General features: G+C 64.1%; 13 protein-coding genes. 7 read left to right on the top strand and 6 right to left on the bottom strand.

Annotation, left to right across the window (positions count from 1 at the left end):
- Positions 1 to 812: 812 nt before the first annotated feature.
- A complete protein-coding gene (locus RY1_RS30515; RefSeq protein ID WP_072802652.1) occupies positions 813 to 1,670 on the top strand; it encodes a glycoside hydrolase family 19 protein in 858 nt (285 codons plus the stop codon).
- Between the two features lie 13 nt (positions 1,671 to 1,683).
- Here the strand turns inward: RY1_RS30515 and RY1_RS06365 are convergent, their stop codons facing one another.
- Complete coding sequence (locus RY1_RS06365) at positions 1,684 to 3,237, bottom strand: adenylate/guanylate cyclase domain-containing protein (RefSeq protein ID WP_072802723.1); 1,554 nt, start codon at positions 3,235 to 3,237, stop codon at positions 1,684 to 1,686.
- A gap of 42 nt (positions 3,238 to 3,279) precedes the next feature.
- Between RY1_RS06365 and nucS the strand changes: the two genes are divergently transcribed.
- Both nucS and RY1_RS06355 read left to right on the top strand, forming a co-directional pair.
- Positions 3,280 to 3,951 (top strand): endonuclease NucS, encoded by a 672-nt coding sequence (gene nucS / locus RY1_RS06360; RefSeq protein WP_072802651.1) that lies wholly within the window; start codon positions 3,280 to 3,282, stop codon positions 3,949 to 3,951.
- A 22-nt stretch (positions 3,952 to 3,973) separates the two neighbouring features.
- On the top strand, positions 3,974 to 4,300 hold the full coding sequence (locus RY1_RS06355) for an Rv1322 family protein (RefSeq protein WP_072802650.1): 327 nt from the start codon (positions 3,974 to 3,976) through the stop codon (positions 4,298 to 4,300).
- A 95-nt stretch (positions 4,301 to 4,395) separates the two neighbouring features.
- Here the strand turns inward: RY1_RS06355 and RY1_RS06350 are convergent, their stop codons facing one another.
- Together RY1_RS06350 and mce are read right to left on the bottom strand one after the other, a co-directional pair.
- Positions 4,396 to 5,340, bottom strand: coding sequence for a coiled-coil domain-containing protein (locus RY1_RS06350; RefSeq protein ID WP_072802649.1), 945 nt, complete (start codon positions 5,338 to 5,340; stop codon positions 4,396 to 4,398).
- A 45-nt stretch (positions 5,341 to 5,385) separates the two neighbouring features.
- Positions 5,386 to 5,865, bottom strand: coding sequence for a methylmalonyl-CoA epimerase (gene mce / locus RY1_RS06345; RefSeq protein WP_072802648.1), 480 nt, complete (start codon positions 5,863 to 5,865; stop codon positions 5,386 to 5,388).
- A gap of 95 nt (positions 5,866 to 5,960) precedes the next feature.
- On the opposite strand from mce, the gene RY1_RS06340 reads away from it, so the two are divergent.
- The 3 genes from RY1_RS06340 (at position 5,961) to RY1_RS06330 (ending at position 8,596) form a co-directional block, all read left to right on the top strand.
- A complete protein-coding gene (locus RY1_RS06340) occupies positions 5,961 to 7,151 on the top strand; it encodes an acetyl-CoA C-acetyltransferase (RefSeq protein ID WP_072802647.1) in 1,191 nt (396 codons plus the stop codon).
- Between the two features lie 76 nt (positions 7,152 to 7,227).
- Complete coding sequence (locus tag RY1_RS06335; RefSeq protein ID WP_174565345.1) at positions 7,228 to 7,602, top strand: DUF3817 domain-containing protein; 375 nt, start codon at positions 7,228 to 7,230, stop codon at positions 7,600 to 7,602.
- A 106-nt stretch (positions 7,603 to 7,708) separates the two neighbouring features.
- On the top strand, positions 7,709 to 8,596 hold the full coding sequence (locus RY1_RS06330) for a tetratricopeptide repeat protein (protein ID WP_072802722.1): 888 nt from the start codon (positions 7,709 to 7,711) through the stop codon (positions 8,594 to 8,596).
- Between the two features lie 123 nt (positions 8,597 to 8,719).
- On the opposite strand, the gene RY1_RS06325 is transcribed toward RY1_RS06330, so the two are convergent.
- The 3 genes from RY1_RS06325 to RY1_RS06315 are packed head-to-tail and all read right to left on the bottom strand — an operon-like array spanning position 8,720 to position 14,405.
- Positions 8,720 to 10,177: a neutral zinc metallopeptidase gene (locus tag RY1_RS06325; RefSeq protein WP_072802645.1), complete on the bottom strand. Its 1,458-nt coding sequence runs from the start codon at positions 10,175 to 10,177 to the stop codon at positions 8,720 to 8,722.
- A complete protein-coding gene (gene glgB, locus RY1_RS06320) occupies positions 10,178 to 12,382 on the bottom strand; it encodes a 1,4-alpha-glucan branching protein GlgB (protein ID WP_072802644.1) in 2,205 nt (734 codons plus the stop codon).
- Positions 12,383 to 12,395: 13 nt separating this feature from the next.
- On the bottom strand, positions 12,396 to 14,405 hold the full coding sequence (locus tag RY1_RS06315; protein ID WP_072802643.1) for a maltotransferase domain-containing protein: 2,010 nt from the start codon (positions 14,403 to 14,405) through the stop codon (positions 12,396 to 12,398).
- A 174-nt stretch (positions 14,406 to 14,579) separates the two neighbouring features.
- Here RY1_RS06315 and glgP point away from each other — a divergent pair, with 174 nt between their 5' ends.
- On the top strand, positions 14,580 to 17,162 hold the full coding sequence (glgP, locus tag RY1_RS06310) for an alpha-glucan family phosphorylase (RefSeq protein WP_072802642.1): 2,583 nt from the start codon (positions 14,580 to 14,582) through the stop codon (positions 17,160 to 17,162).
- Position 17,163 lies beyond the last annotated feature (1 nt).

Genomic DNA, 17,163 nt, shown 5'->3' with positions numbered 1-17,163 from the left:
CCCCCCACAGCGCCTGTCCGCGCATGAACACCCGTGCGTGAGGCACACACCCCGTGCGTGAGACACACACACACAGCCGGCGGCAGCTGATCACGAACGGGCAGCCCAGCCGCACCCGGGAGCCGCGGGCCGGGCGAGGGCCCCGCGAATCGGTTTACCCCCTAGTAGACGGCATCGATGCCGACAGCCTCCTGCGGAACAAAGATCGCTGGGGCGACTCCTCGCGCGGGCGGCTGAGGCGCGCTTGCGCGCCGAGATGCGCACGCAATACGTCGAGATTCGGTCGTCACATACTCAATTTCGCTCGCGAAGTCGGCGTGATCGAAATGTGATCTAGGTCATCGCGTGCGCTTGAACTGTGAACGATATGCGATGTACCGATCGTCGGCAGAGCGCAGTCACGTCCGGTGTGCGGAGCCGGAGCGGAGGTATCGCTGTGCCGATCGCACTGTGGGATCGCTCTGGCTCTGGGATGGGTGAACGGCATTGAGTCACAGAGGTTTCGGGAGCTGACCAGCGCGTTCCATCCGCCGGTCGACTGTGTCCCTGCGATGGGAGTCGATCTTGGTGCGACGTAGCAGTGTGGTGGCGGCAGTGGGGTTCTTTCGCAGGTGAGGGTGATGCTCAGCCTGAGGAATTAGTCAATGTGTTCTGCATCTCAATTCCTTGAAACTTCGATCGATTGACCGTTACCTGGTTGTGACCCATTTGCGACGCGTTGGTGACCAATACGGAGGCACGAGCTTCCCGACTGCACCCGTATCTCAGTCACAGCAGGCCGATGAACTCGGCCGAAATCTTGGAGCAAGACCTTGTACGTTTCTACCTATGCACGTCGAATCGGCTTTGCCGCCGCGGCGACCACCGTCCTCGCCACGAGCGTCATCGGTGTCAAACACACCGGTATCGGTGCCACAATCCCCGTCGCATCGGCGGCGGTGATCACCGAGACGGTGGCCGCAGGCTCTCCCGCGGCAACCGTGCAGCAGGTTGAAGCTCCTGCTGCCACCGCCGACAACTCGGGGCAGCCGGCAGAGGCCAGTGAGCAGTCGCAGTCCGCGGACGCCGCTTCTCAAGCTGTGGCGGCCGACGACAACGCCGCCGAGGTGCAAGCGCCGCCGCCACCACCGCCGCCCCCGACGTTCATCACGGCTGCGCAGCTCGGCGCGATCGTGCCGCAGGTCCCGGCGGACAAGCTCGCGACCTATGTCGCCCCTCTGAATGCTGCGATGGTCAGCGGTGGAATCGACAACCCTATCCGGAAGGCTGCGTTCGTAGCGCAGCTGCTGGTCGAGTCCGACGGATTTCGCACGTTCGAGGAGTATGCCTCCGGGCGCGCCTACGAAGGACGCGCCGATCTGGGCAACAATCAGCCCGGTGACGGGGAGCGCTACAAGGGACGCGGGGCCATCCAGGTGACCGGCCGCCACAACTACGAAAGCATGAGCCAAGCCACAGGCGTCGACTTCGTCTCGAACCCCTGGCTGGTGTCGGCGCCGGAATATGCCTTCACCACCGCCGTCTGGTACTGGACCTCGCGGCACCTCAACCAGGCAGCCGACATCGCAGGAATCGTTAGAGTGTCCGAGCTTGTCAACGGTGGCCACACTGGACTCGCAGAGCGTCTTGCGGCCTTCCAGCGCGGTCTCGATGCCTTCACCCGTTTGTGAGCTTGAAGAGCAGTCAGGTAGCGGGACTTGCCAACACTGTCTCGGCCGAACGTCCGCGGAGGGTGATGCTGTCTCCGAACTCCCAGCACTCCGCCTCGGCGGAGGTCGCGCGTTCGACGGTGACCTTCGAGGCCAGGATTGCGCCGGGCGCGTTCTTGGCCAGATCGGACAGTCGAGCTGCTTCGTTGACCGGGTCTCCGATGACGGTGTATTCGAAGCGGGACTTCGCGCCCACGTTTCCGGCGACGGCACGCCCCGAGGCGACGCCGACGGCAGCGCTGCATTCTGGAACTTCCTCGCGAAGTCGTGCACTGATTCTGCGTGCCGCGGCTAGTGCCGAGCCACAGTGGTCCTCCAAGTCCCCGGGCGCGCCGAAGATGGCGAGCGCCGCATCACCCTCGAATTTGTTGATGAATCCTCCGTGGTCGTCGACCTCGTCGACAACTACCGCGAAGAAACGATTGAGCAGTTCGACGACTTCGGTCGGTGGTCGCGTTGCAGCAAGCTCGGTGGATCCGACGAGGTCGATGAAGAACACTGCGATGTCTCGTTCCTCACCGCCCAGCTCTGGGTTCTTGTTCAGTGCGGCCTCGGCGACTTCGTGCCCCACATGGCGTCCGAACAGGTCGCGAATCTTCTCGCGTTCGCGGACGCCGTCGGCCATGCGGTTGAATCCGCTCTGAAGTTCACCGAGTTCGGTGCCGTCGTAGACCGCGAGGTGCACGTTCAGGTTTCCCCGCTCCACCTCGGCCATGCCGGACCTGACGTTCCGGATGGGTGCGGTCGTTGCGAATCCGCCGAGGAGGGTGAGCAACAGACCGAAGACGAGTGTGATGCCGCCCAGCGACAGGATTGCGACGGCCAGTTGAGTGGCATCGGAGGCGTAGGGCCGGATGAAACTGAAGATCGCGATGATCATCAGCCCGGTGACCGGCACCCCGGTGCCGAGAATCCACGACAGGATCGATCGACCCATGACGCCGGCAATTCGTATGCGTCGCGGATCGCCGGCTTCCAGCGCTCTGGCGGCTGCCGGCCTGAGCGCGAACTCGCTCAGAAGATAACTGAACGCACAGACGACGGTTCCGCCCGCGCCGATCGTGAATGCCACCTTGGGAATCGATTGCGGGTCGATGATTCCGTCGATCGTCGTGATCAGGATCAGACCGACCGTCCACAGGACGATCTGGACGCGGGTCAGCTGCCAGGGCATGGACAGGGTGCTGACCTGTTCCTTGCGAGTCGGCTTGCGGTCCTCGATAGCCCAGCGGAGCGCCCGCAATGCGCGAGTTGTTCCCCACAGCACTCCGACGGCGAATGCGAGAACGACATATATCGGGATGACGATGAAGTTGACCCACCAGAACTTGGTCAGGTCGAGCACGTCGGGACCCGGCACGACCACACTCACCAGGGACCCGACGATGACGGCACCGATCAGATTGGCACCGAGCAGAAATGTGGTGAGGAGCAATTGGACCCGCACACGGCGTCGACGGGGAGATTCTGAGGTGTCGCCGAGAAGGCGTGATCCTAGAGGGGCGACGGATCGTCTCGGTTGCGGCATGGTCGTCACAGACTAGCGGTCGGCCTGCCTTAGGGTGGTCGAGTGCGTCTCGTAATTGCTCGGTGTCAAGTGGACTACGTCGGCCGTCTCACCGCTCACCTTCCACCCGCCCGAAGACTGCTCCTGGTCAAGTCCGACGGCTCGGTCAGCGTGCATGCGGACGACCGCGCCTACAAGCCGCTGAACTGGATGAGCCCACCGTGCTGGATGGCGGAGACGACGGAGGACGGCACCACGAGGTGGGTCGTGACGAACAAGGCGGGCGAGGAACTTCGCATCACCCTCGACGACATCGAACTCGATTCGAGTCATGAGCTCGGGATCGATCCAGGCCTGGTGAAGGACGGAGTCGAGGCGCATCTGCAGGAGCTGCTGGCCGAGCACGTCGAGACACTCGGTGCGGGTTACACACTCGTCCGACGGGAGTACATGACGGCAATCGGGCCCGTGGACCTCCTGTGCCGCAACGCCGATGGGGCGACCGTGGCAGTGGAGATCAAGCGGCGCGGCGAGATCGACGGCGTCGAACAGCTGACGCGGTATCTCGAATTGCTGAACCGCGACCCGATTCTCGCGCCGGTCAGCGGAGTGTTCGCGGCGCAGAGCATCAAGCCGCAAGCCAAGACTCTCGCCAACGATCGGGGTATTCGATGCCTCACGCTGGATTACGACGTCCTCCGTGGCACCGACAGCACCGAGTTCCGGCTGTTCTGAATCGTTCTTTTACACTTGACCTGTGCCTCGACGGAACCACGACCGCAAGTCGAATCGGAAGAACTCCGGTTCGCGAGAGTCGCGCCCTGACTCGTTGATGGGTGGCGCGCGCATCGAGGACGGTCCGGCAGGCCTGTCGGACGAGGAGTTCACGACGCGGATGGTGCCGGGAAACCGAGCCACCAAGACGTATCGCTGCCCGGGCTGTGACCATGAAGTGAGGCCTGGGGTGTCACATATCGTCGCCTGGCCTGCAGCCGATCTCGGCGGGCCGGAGAATCGTCGCCACTGGCACACCGGATGCTGGTCGGGCCGGGCTACCCGCGGGCTGACACGACGCTGGTCCTGAACCCGCGTCGCGGCTGCGAGTGACGAGCCATCCGCTGACGAGCTATCGGCAGACCTATGAGGCGCTGGCCGTCGACCAACGCCTCGGCCTCCATGTCAGGACGAGGAGTCGGCCTTCTCCTTGTTCAGATCGACCGAGTCGTTCGCCGACTTCTCTTCTCTGCCTGCACCGTTGGAATCAGGAGTGTCCAACAGTTCACTCTCGCGATTGACCGACGCGAGCATCGCCGGTACCGAATCGAGCTGGCCGCGTATCCCGAGCAGCTGGGCAAGAACTCGACTGCGAAGGACGCGCAGTTCCTCGGCCAGTTCCTTCGAGTGGGCGATGCGGCGCTCTGCTTGTTCGGTGGCAGCCTGCAGGCGTCGAGTCGACTCCGTCGTCGCCTCCTCGATACGGTGCGCGGCGTCGGCTTTGCTCGACGCTTCCAGGTCCTCGAGTGCAGCCAAGATCTTGGTGCGACGCTCGGCCATGGTGATTTCGAAGTCTTCCTGGACTTTTCCGCGCTTGGCCTCGGACTCGGCCGCGAGCTGATCACGCTCGGACTGAGCAGCTTCGACCACGCGTGCTGCTTCGGTGCGGGCCTGGGCCATTGTCTGCTCGTGCTCGGTTTCGAGCGCGGACCGGCGTTCTTCGAGTTCGGCGACGAGCGATTCGTGACGCCCGCGCAATCGGGCGCTCTCCTGCTCGGCGACCGACACCATTTCCTCGGACTCCGCGTGTGCCTTGGCCCGTACTTCGGACGCTTCGTCCGATGCGAGCCGCAGCATCCGCGAGATCCGGTCGCTCATGCCCTCCGCCGTGGTGGGCGGCACGGACAGTCGGTCGATGTCCTTGCGCAGCTCGTCGATCTCGTCGCGGGCGTCGTCCAGTTGTTTCGCCAGGTCACGAGCTTGTGCGGCGGCTGCGTCTCGATCGGCGGTGGTCAGCCGCAGCTCCGCGTCGAAGCGTTCGAAATAGTTCGTGACTTCGTCGCGGTCGAACCCTTTTCGGACGAGGGAAAAAGGAAGTTGCACCCCGGTGCGCTCTTGCTCGTTGGCCATGGCGGTCAATTTACCGGTGCGTAGGTTCGAGAGCCATACGGTCGGTCAATGAACCGGGTTTTTTGCCGGTTCGACGAGCTCGACGAGTACGCCACCTGCGTCTTTCGGGTGAATGAAATTGATGCGTGAGTCGGCGGTTCCGCGTCGGGGAGCGTCGTACAACAACCGAACGCCCCTGGAGCGCAGTTCGGTGGAGATCTCCTCGATGTCGGTGACCCGGTACGCGAGCTGCTGCAGACCCGGCCCGTTTCGCCCGATGAACTTCGCGATGGTCGAGTCCTCGTTCAGCGGCGCAAGCAACTGCAGTGCAGCGGAATCCGAGCCTGCACCCGGGAACGAGAGCATCGCTTCACGGACGCCCTGGTCCTCGTTGACTTCTTCGTGGGTCGAGATCATGCCGAGGTGTTCGGAGTACCACGCGATGGCTACATCGAGATCGGGTACGGCGATTCCGACATGATCTATTGCCGTCACAAGGTCGGATCGAAGTGGGAGCCCCGTCGGGGACTGGGTGGTGGAGGTCATAGAGTCGACGTTAGCGCCAGTCGCATCTCACTGCTCACCGGGGCCGTTGTGCGACTGCTGATCAACTTGTCATGTAAATCGTTTGGAGGAACTTCGTGGTCACTTCTGTCATCGTTGCCGGGGCTCGGACCCCTGTCGGACGCCTGATGGGTTCGTTGAAGGATCTGTCGGGTTCGGAACTCGGCGGTATCGCCATCAAAGGCGCCCTCGACAGATCCGGGATAGCACCCGAATCCGTCGAATACGTCATCATGGGACAGGTCCTCACCGCAGGCGCAGGCCAGATCCCCGCCCGCCAAGCCGCCGTCGCAGCAGGAATCCCGATGGACGTCCCCGCACTGACCATCAACAAGGTCTGCCTGTCCGGAGTCACCGCCATCGCCATGGCCGACCAACTGATCCGCGCAGGCGAATTCGACATCGTCGTCGCCGGCGGACAGGAATCGATGACCCAGGCACCTCACATGCTCGAAAAATCGCGCGCCGGATTCAAATACGGCGACGTCACCCTCAAAGACCACCTCGCCTACGACGGCCTTTACGACATCTTCACCGACCAAGCCATGGGCGGACTGACCGAATCACGCAACAACGGCGACCTCGCCTCCACCCGCGAAGAACAAGACGCCTTCGCCGCCGCCTCCCATCAACGCGCCGCCGCGGCATGGAAGAACGGCATCTTCGACAACGAAGTGGTCCCCGTCACGATCCCGCAACGCAAAGGCGAGCCGATCGTCTTCGCCCGCGACGAAGGAATCCGCGCCGACACCACCACCGACACCCTGGCAGGACTGCGCCCAGCGTTCTCCAAGACCGGCACCATCACCGCAGGCAACGCCTCGACCATCAACGACGGCGCCGCCGCGGTGATCGTGATGAGCAAAACCAAAGCCGAAGCACTCGGGCTGGACTGGATCGCCGAAATCGGAGCCCACGGCGTCGTCGCCGGACCGGACTCGTCGCTGCAGTCCCAACCGGCACGGGCCATCGTCGCAGCCTGCACCAAGGAAGGCATCGACCCGGCCGATCTCGATCTCATCGAAATCAACGAAGCGTTCGCGGCCGTCGGGATCGCCTCGGCACGCGAGCTCGGTATCGACGAGTCGAAGGTCAACGTCAACGGCGGCGCCATCGCGATCGGGCACCCACTCGGAATGTCCGGGGCACGTATCGCACTGCACCTCGCACTCGAACTGGAGCGCCGCGGCGGCGGAATCGGCGCAGCCGCACTCTGCGGCGGCGGCGGACAAGGCGACGCCCTCATCATCCGCGTACCCAAGAAGTAACGGACGTGGTGGCTCTGGTTCAGCACGATCACGGTGAGACCAGAGCCACTACATCGCGTCGTAGATCTCGGGCACAATAGTTGACATGCGGAACTTCTTCGACCTGAGCACGACGGCCACACGCTTCCGATTCATCGCAGTTCTCGAAGCCCTCACGTGGCTCGGCCTCATCGTAGCGATGGGATTCAAATGGCTGCCGGACCCACAGAACGACGGCGCCGTCCGAATCCCGGGGATGGTGCACGGTGCGGTCTTCATGATCTACCTGCTCGTCACGGTGGTCACGGCCATGAAGCTCAAGTGGAACGTGGTCACCACCCTGATCGCGCTCGCTGCGAGCATTCCGCCGTTCGGAACGGTGGTGTTCGAGGTCTGGGCCGCGCGTACGGGCAAGCTCGGTGAGCTGAGCACCTCGCAGCCCACTCCGGCCAAGACCGCCGAACTCGCATAACGGAGTCCGGCGGTAGTGACAGAACCGGGTTAGTGACAAACTGTACGACGTGACTCGTCCCGGTTCTCGCTCGTCAGCCCGTCCGCCAGCAGCAGTTCCGGCCTCCATCGCCGGCGCTGTCGATCTCTCGGGGCTGAAAGATCGTCCCGCGCCTCCGCCGTCTGCGGATGGAGCTGCAGGAGAAGGTGGCCTCGCGCCCATCGTCGATGTGACGGCGGCGACGTTCGAGGCGGAAGTTCTGCAACGGTCCACACAGGTGCCCGTCGTCGTCGATCTGGGTTCGGCTCGGTCGCCGCAGTCGGTCGCCCTGACGCGGCAGCTCGGGCAGTTGGCCGTCGAGGCGAACGGGGCGTGGATTCATGCCCGCGTCGACGTCGACACCAACCCGCAGATCGCACAAGCGTTCGGCGTCCAGGCAATCCCGACCGTCGTCGCAGTCGCAGCCGGGCAGCCACTCGCGGACTTCCAGGGATCGCAGCCCGACGACCAGCTGCGGAACTGGCTCGAAGCCATCGCGCAGGCTACGGCGGGCAAGCTCACTGGACCTCCCGGAGCGGCAGGTGCCGAGGACGAGCCCGAGGTCGAGGATCCCCGTCTCGTCGCAGCCGAGGAAGCGCTGGAAGACGGCGACTTCGACACGGCCATCGCGGCATACCAGGCGATCGTCGACGCCGAACCTGCCAATACCGAAGCGCAGGCAGCTTTGCGTCAGGTCAAGTTCTTGGCGCGAGTGCAGAACGTCGACGCGGATGCGGTCGAGCGCGCGGATGCCACGCCGTCCGATGTCGCCGCCCAGATCGAGGCAGCGGATGTCGAACTGTCGCAACAGGATCCCGAGGCGGCGTTTGCGCGGCTCATCGCAGGTATCAAGAGAACTGCGGGTGACGAGCGCAACCTGCTACGGACGCGCCTGCTCGAGTTGTTCGAGTTGTTCGACGCCGCAGACCCGGCCGTGGTGGCGGCTCGCCGAAAGTTGGCCTCGGCGCTCTACTGACGGGGCGCTCTACTGACGGGGCGCTCTACTGACGGGGCGCTCTACTGACGGGGCGCTCTACTGACGGGGCGCTCTACTGGAGATGCGCTTTACTGACCGGGCGCTCTATTGACACGGCGTCGCTCAGCGGTATCGAACGTTGCAGGCTTCGCGTCCGCCGAGTACTCCCGATCGAAAAGCGTCGACTCGGGAGAACCCGCTCGGCAGGGTGACGCCGTTTATGTCGCTGGCGGTCAGGCCGTCGCTCAGCAGGCCGGACACGGCCTCGTCGAGGTCGCCGGGGGAGAGCCATACCTCTAGTTCCGGTGCCGCATCGAGTCTTTCGGCACTCAACCCGGCTGTGATGACCCCGGACAGGCACGCCGATCGCAGCGCTGTCTGTGGATTGTCGAGTGCCTGACCCGCTTCGTGTTGCACGGCAAGGGTGTATCTGGACGCGAACAGAACGTATGCACTGTAGTCGCCCGATACGTTGAGCGGTATCACGTCGCCCCGGCGTGGTCGTTCTGCTGTGCCCAGTTGGGCGAGTGCATCGACGTCGACGCCGATGGTGTTGGTCGACGCACAGTAGGACACCGGTTCGGTCGAGGTGTCCTCGGGGCAGCCGGTGTCGGTGCCGTCGTAGGTGACTGTCGGCGGATTCTGCAGTGCGAGGAGACTTTCGAAGGACCGGACGAATGCCTCGAGCGTTTCCACTGTGACCGGTAGTTCGCCGTCGTCGTCGGTACTGCTGAATTTCTGCGGCAGGTCCGCTCGACGGGACTCGATTTCTGCCTCGTCGATGCCGGTGCATGCCGCGGCTCCGTCGGTGAATCCGATCTGAACTGCGGTGACTCGTTCGAACGCGGATCCGTGAACCGACTCGGGGTCGTTAGGATCGACGTCACGGACGGCGACGGTCGCGGCGAGCACACCGTTGAGTCCGTCGGAGGTGTTGATGGTGAAATGCGGTGAATCGCCTTCGGCCACATGCCGTATGAATGCGCCGGCGAAACAGTCGGCTTGCTGCTCGGCGACGATCGTCGGAGTGTCGTCGCCGGCGAGAGCGGACTGGTACTGCACGGCGTGGCCGTACTCGTGCGCGATGACCATGACGACCGACATCGGACCGAACGCGTCGATCAGGGCCGGAAGCAGAATGGTGCGGTCCCACCCGATGGTCTGATCCCGCGTGCAGTACGCCGCGTTGGGAACGCCGCCGGTGCGCGTTCCACAGAATCGCGGTCCGCTGCCCTCGTCCTCGCTGGCGTCCCACGAGATCAACTCGGACACGGGTGTGAAGCGTTGACCCTGGAACAGCTCCGGGTAGGTTTCGGACCAGTACCGCTGGATGTCGTCGATGGCGTTCGTGGCGATGATGTCGGAGTCGGTGCCTTCGGCGCCCCTGACTTCGAGTGTCGAATCCAGTGCACCCGGCCGCGGCCCACTGGGCCCATCGGTGACCGGTAAGCCGGCCACGGTGAACGGATTCTCGTAGATCGACACCGCGAGCCCGTTCACCGTCTGGCTGCAACCGGCCAGAACTGCCATTGTGATCAGGGCGGTCATCCACAGTGTGTGTCGGGTACGACCGCCACTCATCTAACGCTCCAGTTTGATCCAGATCGCGCCGTTGGCCGGGAGCGCGACCTGAGCAGAAGCCGGTCGGCCGTGCCACGAGTGCGATGTAGCCGTTACCTCGCCGAGATTGCCGATCCCCGAACCGCCGTACGAGGTTGCATCCGTGTTGAGGATCTCGGTCCAGCGCCCAGGCTCCGGTAGTCCGACACGATAGTCGCCTCGTGTGACACCCGAGAAATTGAAGATACACGCGACCACGGACCCGTCGGATCCGTACCGCAGGAAGCTGAGAACATTGTTCTCGGTGTCGTTGGCGTCGATCCACGAGTAGCCACTGGGAGAGGTGTCGAGGGTCCACAGGGCCGAGTGCTCGCGGTAGACCGCATTGAGGTCGCTGACCAGCGTCAGTACCCCTCGGTGCAGCCCGCCGTCGTTGTTCTCGTCCAGTTGGTACCAATCGAGCCCGCGTTCCTCGGACCATTCGCGGGTCTGCCCGAACTCCTGGCCCATGAACAGCAGCTGTTTGCCGGGGTGCGCCCACATGTACGCGAGCAGACCGCGCATGCCGGCCGCCTTCGCGTAGTCGTCACCGGGCATACGCGTCCACAGAGTGCCCTTGCCGTGCACGACCTCGTCGTGGCTGATCGGAAGGAGATAGTTCTCACTCCACGCGTACACCAGCGAGAACGTGATCTCGTGATGGTGGTACGTGCGATGGATCGGATCGCGCCCGAGGAAACCGAGCGTGTCGTGCATCCAGCCCATGTTCCACTTCATGTTGAAGCCGAGCCCACCGACGTTGGTCGGGCGCGTGACGCCCGGCCACGCGGTCGACTCCTCGGCGACGGTCACGACGCCGGTGAACTTCTTGTGGACCGTTGCGTTCATCTCCTGGAGGAAAGACACCGCTTCGAGGTTCTCGCGGCCGCCGTAGATGTTCGGGGTCCAGCCGCCCTCGGGGCGTGAGTAGTCCAGGTACAGCATCGAGGCCACCGCGTCGACCCGGAGGCCGTCGATGTGGAACTCGTCGAGCCAGTACAACGCGTTGGCGACGAGGAAGTTGCGCACCTCGCGTCGTCCGAAGTCGAAAACCAATGTGCCCCAGTCGAGTTGCTCGCCGCGCTGCGGGTCGCCGTGCTCGTACAGCGGGCCGCCGTCGAAGCGAGCCAACGCCCATTCGTCCTTGGGGAAGTGCGCGGGAACCCAGTCCACGATGACGCCGATACCGGCGTCGTGGAGATGATCGACGAAGAATCGGAAGTCGTCGGGGCTACCGAACCTCGACGTCGGTGCGTAGTAGGAGGTGACCTGGTAACCCCACGAGCCGCCGAACGGGTGCTCGGCCACCGGCAACAGCTCGACATGGGTGAACCCGGTCTCGAGAATGTACTCGGCCAACTGCGCCGCGAGCTCTCGATATCCGAGCCCGGGGCGCCAGGACGCGAGGTGAATCTCGTAAACGCTCATCGGTGCCTGCGTCGGCTCGATGCCGGCGCGGGTGGCAAGCCACTCGTCGTCGGACCACTCGAACGTCGAGCTCGTCACCACCGACGCGGTAGCGGGTGGAATCTCGGTGGCGAACGCCATCGGGTCGGCCTTGTCGCGTGCGATGCCGTCCGAGCCGAGGATTCGGTACTTGTAGATGGTGCCGGGGCCGATGTCCGGCACGAAAAGCTCCCACACGCCCGTCGATCCGAGCGCGCGCATGGGCCAACTCTGCCCGGTCCATCCGTCGAAGCCGCCGATCACGGTGACTCCGGCTGCGGCAGGAGCCCATACAGCGAAGGATGTACCGCTGACGTCGCCGTCGGGAGTGGTGTAATTCTGCTGGTGCGCACCCAGGATGTCCCACAGGCGCTCGTGCCGACCTTCGCCGAACAGGTGCAGATCCAGTTCGCCGAGTGTGGGAAGGAACCGATATCCATCGGCCGACTCCGCTGTGTGCCCGCCGGGCCACGTCACGACGAGTCGGTAGTCCATCAGATCCTCGATCGGCACGAGGACGCTGAAGACACCGTGTGCGACGTGTGTCAACGGATGGTCGACGCCGCCGATGCGGGCGACGACGGACTCGGCGTTCGGCTTGAGCGCGCGGATCGCGGTCCCGCCTGGAACCGGGTGTGCGCCGAGCACCGAGTGCGGATCGTAGTGTCGTCCTCCGGCGATCAGATCGAGGTCGCCAGTGCTCGGAGGTGCGATGTCGGGTTTCGTCGGGTTGTCGGTCACTTCGGGTTCCCACTCACTTCCGGTTGCCGCGATATGCCAGTTCGAGTCGTGCCGGGTAGGGGACAGGCGGTAGCGACAGAATGTGCGCCACCGACTTCCACGGCTCGAGTCTCACGAAATTGGTTTGTCCCCAATTGAATTGCTGACCACTGACCTCGTCGGTGACCGTCAAACTATCGTGCCAGTCGTGTCCGAGCTGTGGCATGTCCAGCCGGATGGTGCCTTCTTCCGGTCCGAACGGATTCAGATTGATCACCACCAGTACCGAGTCGCCGGTCGCCGGGTCGAACTTCGAGTACGCGATCAGAGCGTCGTTGTCGACGGAGTGAAAGTGGATGTTGCGCAACTGTTGTAGCGCCGGATGGGCACGCCGGATCGCGTTCAGTGCCGTCAACCACGGCTCGAGCGACTCGCCGCGGGCAAGTGCACCTTCGAAGTCACGAGGGCGGAGTTGATACTTCTCCGAATCCAAGTACTCCTCGCTGCCTTCCCGTACCGCCTGATGCTCGTAGAGTTCGTAACCGGAGTACACGCCCCACGTCGGAGACAGGGTCGCGGCCAGCGCGGCCCGCAGTGCGAACATCCCCGGACCGCCGTGCTGCAGACTCTCGTGCAGGATGTCCGGTGTGTTGACGAACAGGTTGGGGCGTGCGTCGTCACTGCGTCTGGCGTGTTCCTCGGCGAACTCGGTGAGCTCCCATTTGGCGACACGCCAGGTGAAGTAGGTGTACGACTGCGTGAAGCCACGCTTCGCGAGTCCGTACATGCGCGCCGGCCGGGTGAACGCCTCGGCGAGGAACAAGACGTCCGGATCGCTCTTCTTGACCTCGGCGATCAGCCATTCCCAGAAGTCCGGTGGCTTGGTGTGCGGGTTGTCCACCCGAAATATCTTGACACCCAGCGCAATCCAGTGGCGAACCACGCGGAGAACTTCCGCGTAGATGCCGCGGCGGTCGTTGTCGAAATTGACCGGATAGATGTCCTGATACTTTTTCGGCGGATTCTCGGCGTACGCGATGGTCCCGTCCGGCAAAACCGTGAACCACTCGGGATGCGCGGCTGCCCACGGATGATCGGGTGCAGCTTGCAGCGCCAGATCCAAAGCAACTTCCAGGTCGAGCGCGCGGGCCGCGTCGACGAACGCGCGGAAGTCGGCCTCGCTACCCAACTCGGGATGCAGTGCGTCGTGCCCGCCGTCCTTCGAGCCGATCGCCCACGGTGAGCCGACGTCCTCGGGACCAGGAGTCAGGGTGTTGTTCGGCCCTTTTCGATTGATGACCCCGATGGGGTGAACGGGAGGCAGGTAGACGACGTCGAATCCCATGCGTGCGACCCTGGGGAGCTGCTCGATGGACGTGGCGAACGTACCGTGACGCGGTGTGCCGTCGTCGTTCCAGCCGCCGGTCGAGCGAGGAAAGAACTCGTACCACGCGCCGTTCAGTGCTCGTGCGCGATCGACCCAGATGTTGATCGCCGACGACCGTGTCACGAGTTCACGCAACGGGTGCAGGAACAGCAGCTCGGCGACCGCGGGAGTGAACGCAGGCGCGACGCGAGCGGGCAGTTGCCGGTCGGTGTCGCGCAGTGCGGCGGCGATATCGGTCAACAGGGATCGGTCCCCGCGCGGCACGTTCTTCGCTGCACGCTCGAACAGGCGCGCACCGATCTCCAGATCGTTCGCAAGTTCGGATGCATTCTGGCCGACCCCCAGCTTGGCCTCGATCGCGTGGCGCCACGTGGCAATCGGGTCGCTCCATGCTTCGATGCGACAGATCCAGTACCCGGGAGTCGTCGGGGTGAACACGGCGTCGAACGTGTCGGGTTCACGGCCCGGTGTCATGGTGATGCGCAAGGGAGTACGGATACCGGGGCCGCGCACCGCAAGAGTTGCAGCGACTGCGTCGTGTCCTTCTCTCCATACGTCCGCCGAAACCGGAAATGCTTCCCCCACCACTGCTTTGGCGGGGTACTTTCCGGTAGTCGTGTCTGGAAGGACATTGTCGATACCGAGTCGACCTGTCACTTCACGCTCCGTTCTTCGCTAGAGACTTCGGCCGCATTCGATGCGACCGTTCGAGTAACTGTTGATCGGCGTGCTGTCCATGCCAACCGTAGTGCAGTAACCGGGGCTCCGCTTCTGTCGGACGAGATCGGCAAGTCGGTACATCGGGTGCTTCGGGTGGGTAGGGTTCGATCCGTGAAAGCTTTGCGTCGGTTCACTGTCCGAGCCCACCTGCCCGAGCGCCTGAATGCCCTAGCCGAGCTCTCGACAAACCTTCGCTGGTCATGGCACCCGCCGACCCAGCAATTGTTCGAGGAGATCGACCCGCTCCTGTGGTCCGAACTCGACCGCGACCCCATCGGTCTGTTGGGTGCCGTCGCGCCTGCCAGACTCGAGGAGTTGACCTCGGACACGGGTTTCGTCGATCGGTTGGACCGGCTCGCCGAGGATCTGCAGAGCTACCTCGCGCGGCCGCTGTGGTACCAGAAGCAGCAGGATCACGATGCGACTCTGCCGACGGGAATCGGCTACTTCTCGATGGAGTTCGGCGTCAGTGAGGTGCTGCCCAACTACTCGGGCGGACTCGGAATTCTGGCCGGCGATCATCTCAAGGCGGCATCGGACCTGGGATTGCCGCTCATCGGCGTCGGCCTGCTCTATCGATCGGGATACTTCCGTCAGTCGTTGACGGCCGACGGGTGGCAGGCAGAACGGTATCCGTCGTTGGATCCGCAAGGTTTGCCGCTGCGTCTGTTGACGGACTCGTCCGACGCGCCCGTCCTCATACATGTCTCCATGCCGGGTTCGCGGGTGCTGCGCGCGCGGGTATGGATCGCACAGGTCGGCCGGGTGCCGTTGTTGTTGCTGGACTCCGACATCCCCGACAACGATCCGGAGCTGCGCGGGGTGACCGACCGCCTGTACGGAGGCGATCAGGATCATCGCATCAAGCAGGAGATCCTGGCCGGTATCGGCGGCGTTCGCGCCGTGCGCGCCTACACCCGTGCACACGGGCTGCCGTCGCCCGAGGTGTTCCACATGAACGAGGGTCATGCGGGCTTCCTCGGTGCCGAACGCATCCGAGAACTCGTCACCGGCGGGGGGCTCGATTTCGATTCGGCCCTTGCGTCGGTACGCGCAGGTACCGTCTTCACCACGCACACCCCGGTCCCTGCAGGCATCGACAGATTTCCCGCCGACCTCGTGCGGCATTACTTCGGCAGCAGCGATGGGAGTGCAGAGTCGGCGTTGTTGCCAGGTCTTCCGATGGAGCGAATTCTCGCTCTCGGCGCGGAGGCCGATCGTTCCGTTTTCAACATGGCGCACATGGGTCTTCGGCTCGGACAGCGTGCCAACGGGGTATCCAAGCTGCACGGAATCGTCAGCCGTGAGATGTTCAGTGACCTGTGGCGTGGCTTCGACGCCGCCGAGGTACCGATCGGTTCGGTCACCAACGGCGTCCACGCGCCGACGTGGGCAGCCCGTGAGTGGCTGGCACTGGCACACGAGACTGTCGGCGAGCAGGCGATGCAGGAGGCACGCGGCTGGGAGCAGCTCGAAGGTGTGCCCTCGGCGACGCTGTGGTCCACCCGGAACGAACTGCGTGGCCAACTCGTCCAGGAGGTCCGCCGCCGCGTCCGGCGATCGTCACTCGAGCGAGGATCGACCCAGGCCGAAATCGGTTGGACAGCAGGAGTGTTCGATCCGAACGTGCTGACCGTCGGCTTCGCCAGACGGGTTCCGACGTACAAGAGATTGACCCTGATGCTGCGTGAGCCCGAGCGGCTGCGTCGGCTACTTCTCGACCCGGATCGGCCGGTGCAGTTGGTCGTCGCAGGCAAGTCGCATCCCGCCGACGACGGCGGAAAGGCGTTGATCCAACAGATCGTTCGATTCGCCGATCAGGCCGATGTGCGCCACCGGATCGTGTTCCTGCCCGACTACGACATGTCGATGGCCAAGTTCCTGTACTGGGGTTGCGACGTCTGGCTCAACAATCCGCTTCGGCCGTTGGAGGCGTGCGGTACGTCGGGTATGAAGTCGGCACTGAACGGCGGGCTGAATCTGTCCATCCGTGACGGTTGGTGGGACGAGATGTACGACGGCGAGAACGGTTGGGCCATACCGACAGCCGACGGCGTCACGGACGAGAACAGACGCGACGACCTGGAAGCAGCCGCGCTGTACGAATTGCTGGAGCAATCGGTACTGCCGAAGTTCTACGACCGCACCGACGGGATTCCGACGCGGTGGATCGAGATGGTTCGGCACACTCTCGAGCAACTCGGGCCACAGGTGTTGGCGTCGAGAATGGTTCGTGACTACACGCTCGGTTACTACGTTCCGGCCGCGCGGGCGGCGCGCACCGTCGATGCCGACGGCCACGCCGGCGCACGGGATCTGGCGATCTATCGACGGCGCGTCGAGGAGTCCTGGAATTCCGTCGAGGTGGTGCAGGTGGACAGCGAGGGGCTGCCGGACACACCCGTCATCGGCGCGAAACTGACTCTGCGAGCGTACGTCCGGCTCGGTGGGCTCGCGCCGTCGGACGTCGTGGTTCAAGCCGCGATCGGCAGGGTCACCGAGACCGACGATTTGACCGACATCCGGTACGAGCCGATGACGCACACCGGCACCGATTCGCTCGGCGAGGTGTTCGCCACCGACACCGCGCTACCGGTCAGCGGGGCGGTCGGCTACACCGTTCGGGTACTTCCGCATCACGAATTGTTCGCCGGCGATTCGGAACTCGGCCTGGTGGCGTCGCCGAACCCGTAGC

Source organism: Rhodococcus yunnanensis NBRC 103083 (genome assembly GCF_001895005.1).
GTDB lineage: Bacteria > Actinomycetota > Actinomycetes > Mycobacteriales > Mycobacteriaceae > Rhodococcoides > Rhodococcoides yunnanense.
The sequence above is the reverse complement of the archived record's forward strand: the minus strand, read 5'-3'. Positions and strand labels throughout refer to the sequence as shown.

Coding starts and splice junctions, on each gene's coding strand:
- RY1_RS06365 (WP_072802723.1), bottom strand. CDS start 3,237: ATGCCGCAACCGAGACGATCCGTCGCCCCTCTAGGATCACGCCTTCTC.
- RY1_RS06350 (WP_072802649.1), bottom strand. CDS start 5,340: ATGGCCAACGAGCAAGAGCGCACCGGGGTGCAACTTCCTTTTTCCCTC.
- mce (WP_072802648.1), bottom strand. CDS start 5,865: ATGACCTCCACCACCCAGTCCCCGACGGGGCTCCCACTTCGATCCGAC.
- RY1_RS06325 (WP_072802645.1), bottom strand. CDS start 10,177: ATGAGTGGCGGTCGTACCCGACACACACTGTGGATGACCGCCCTGATC.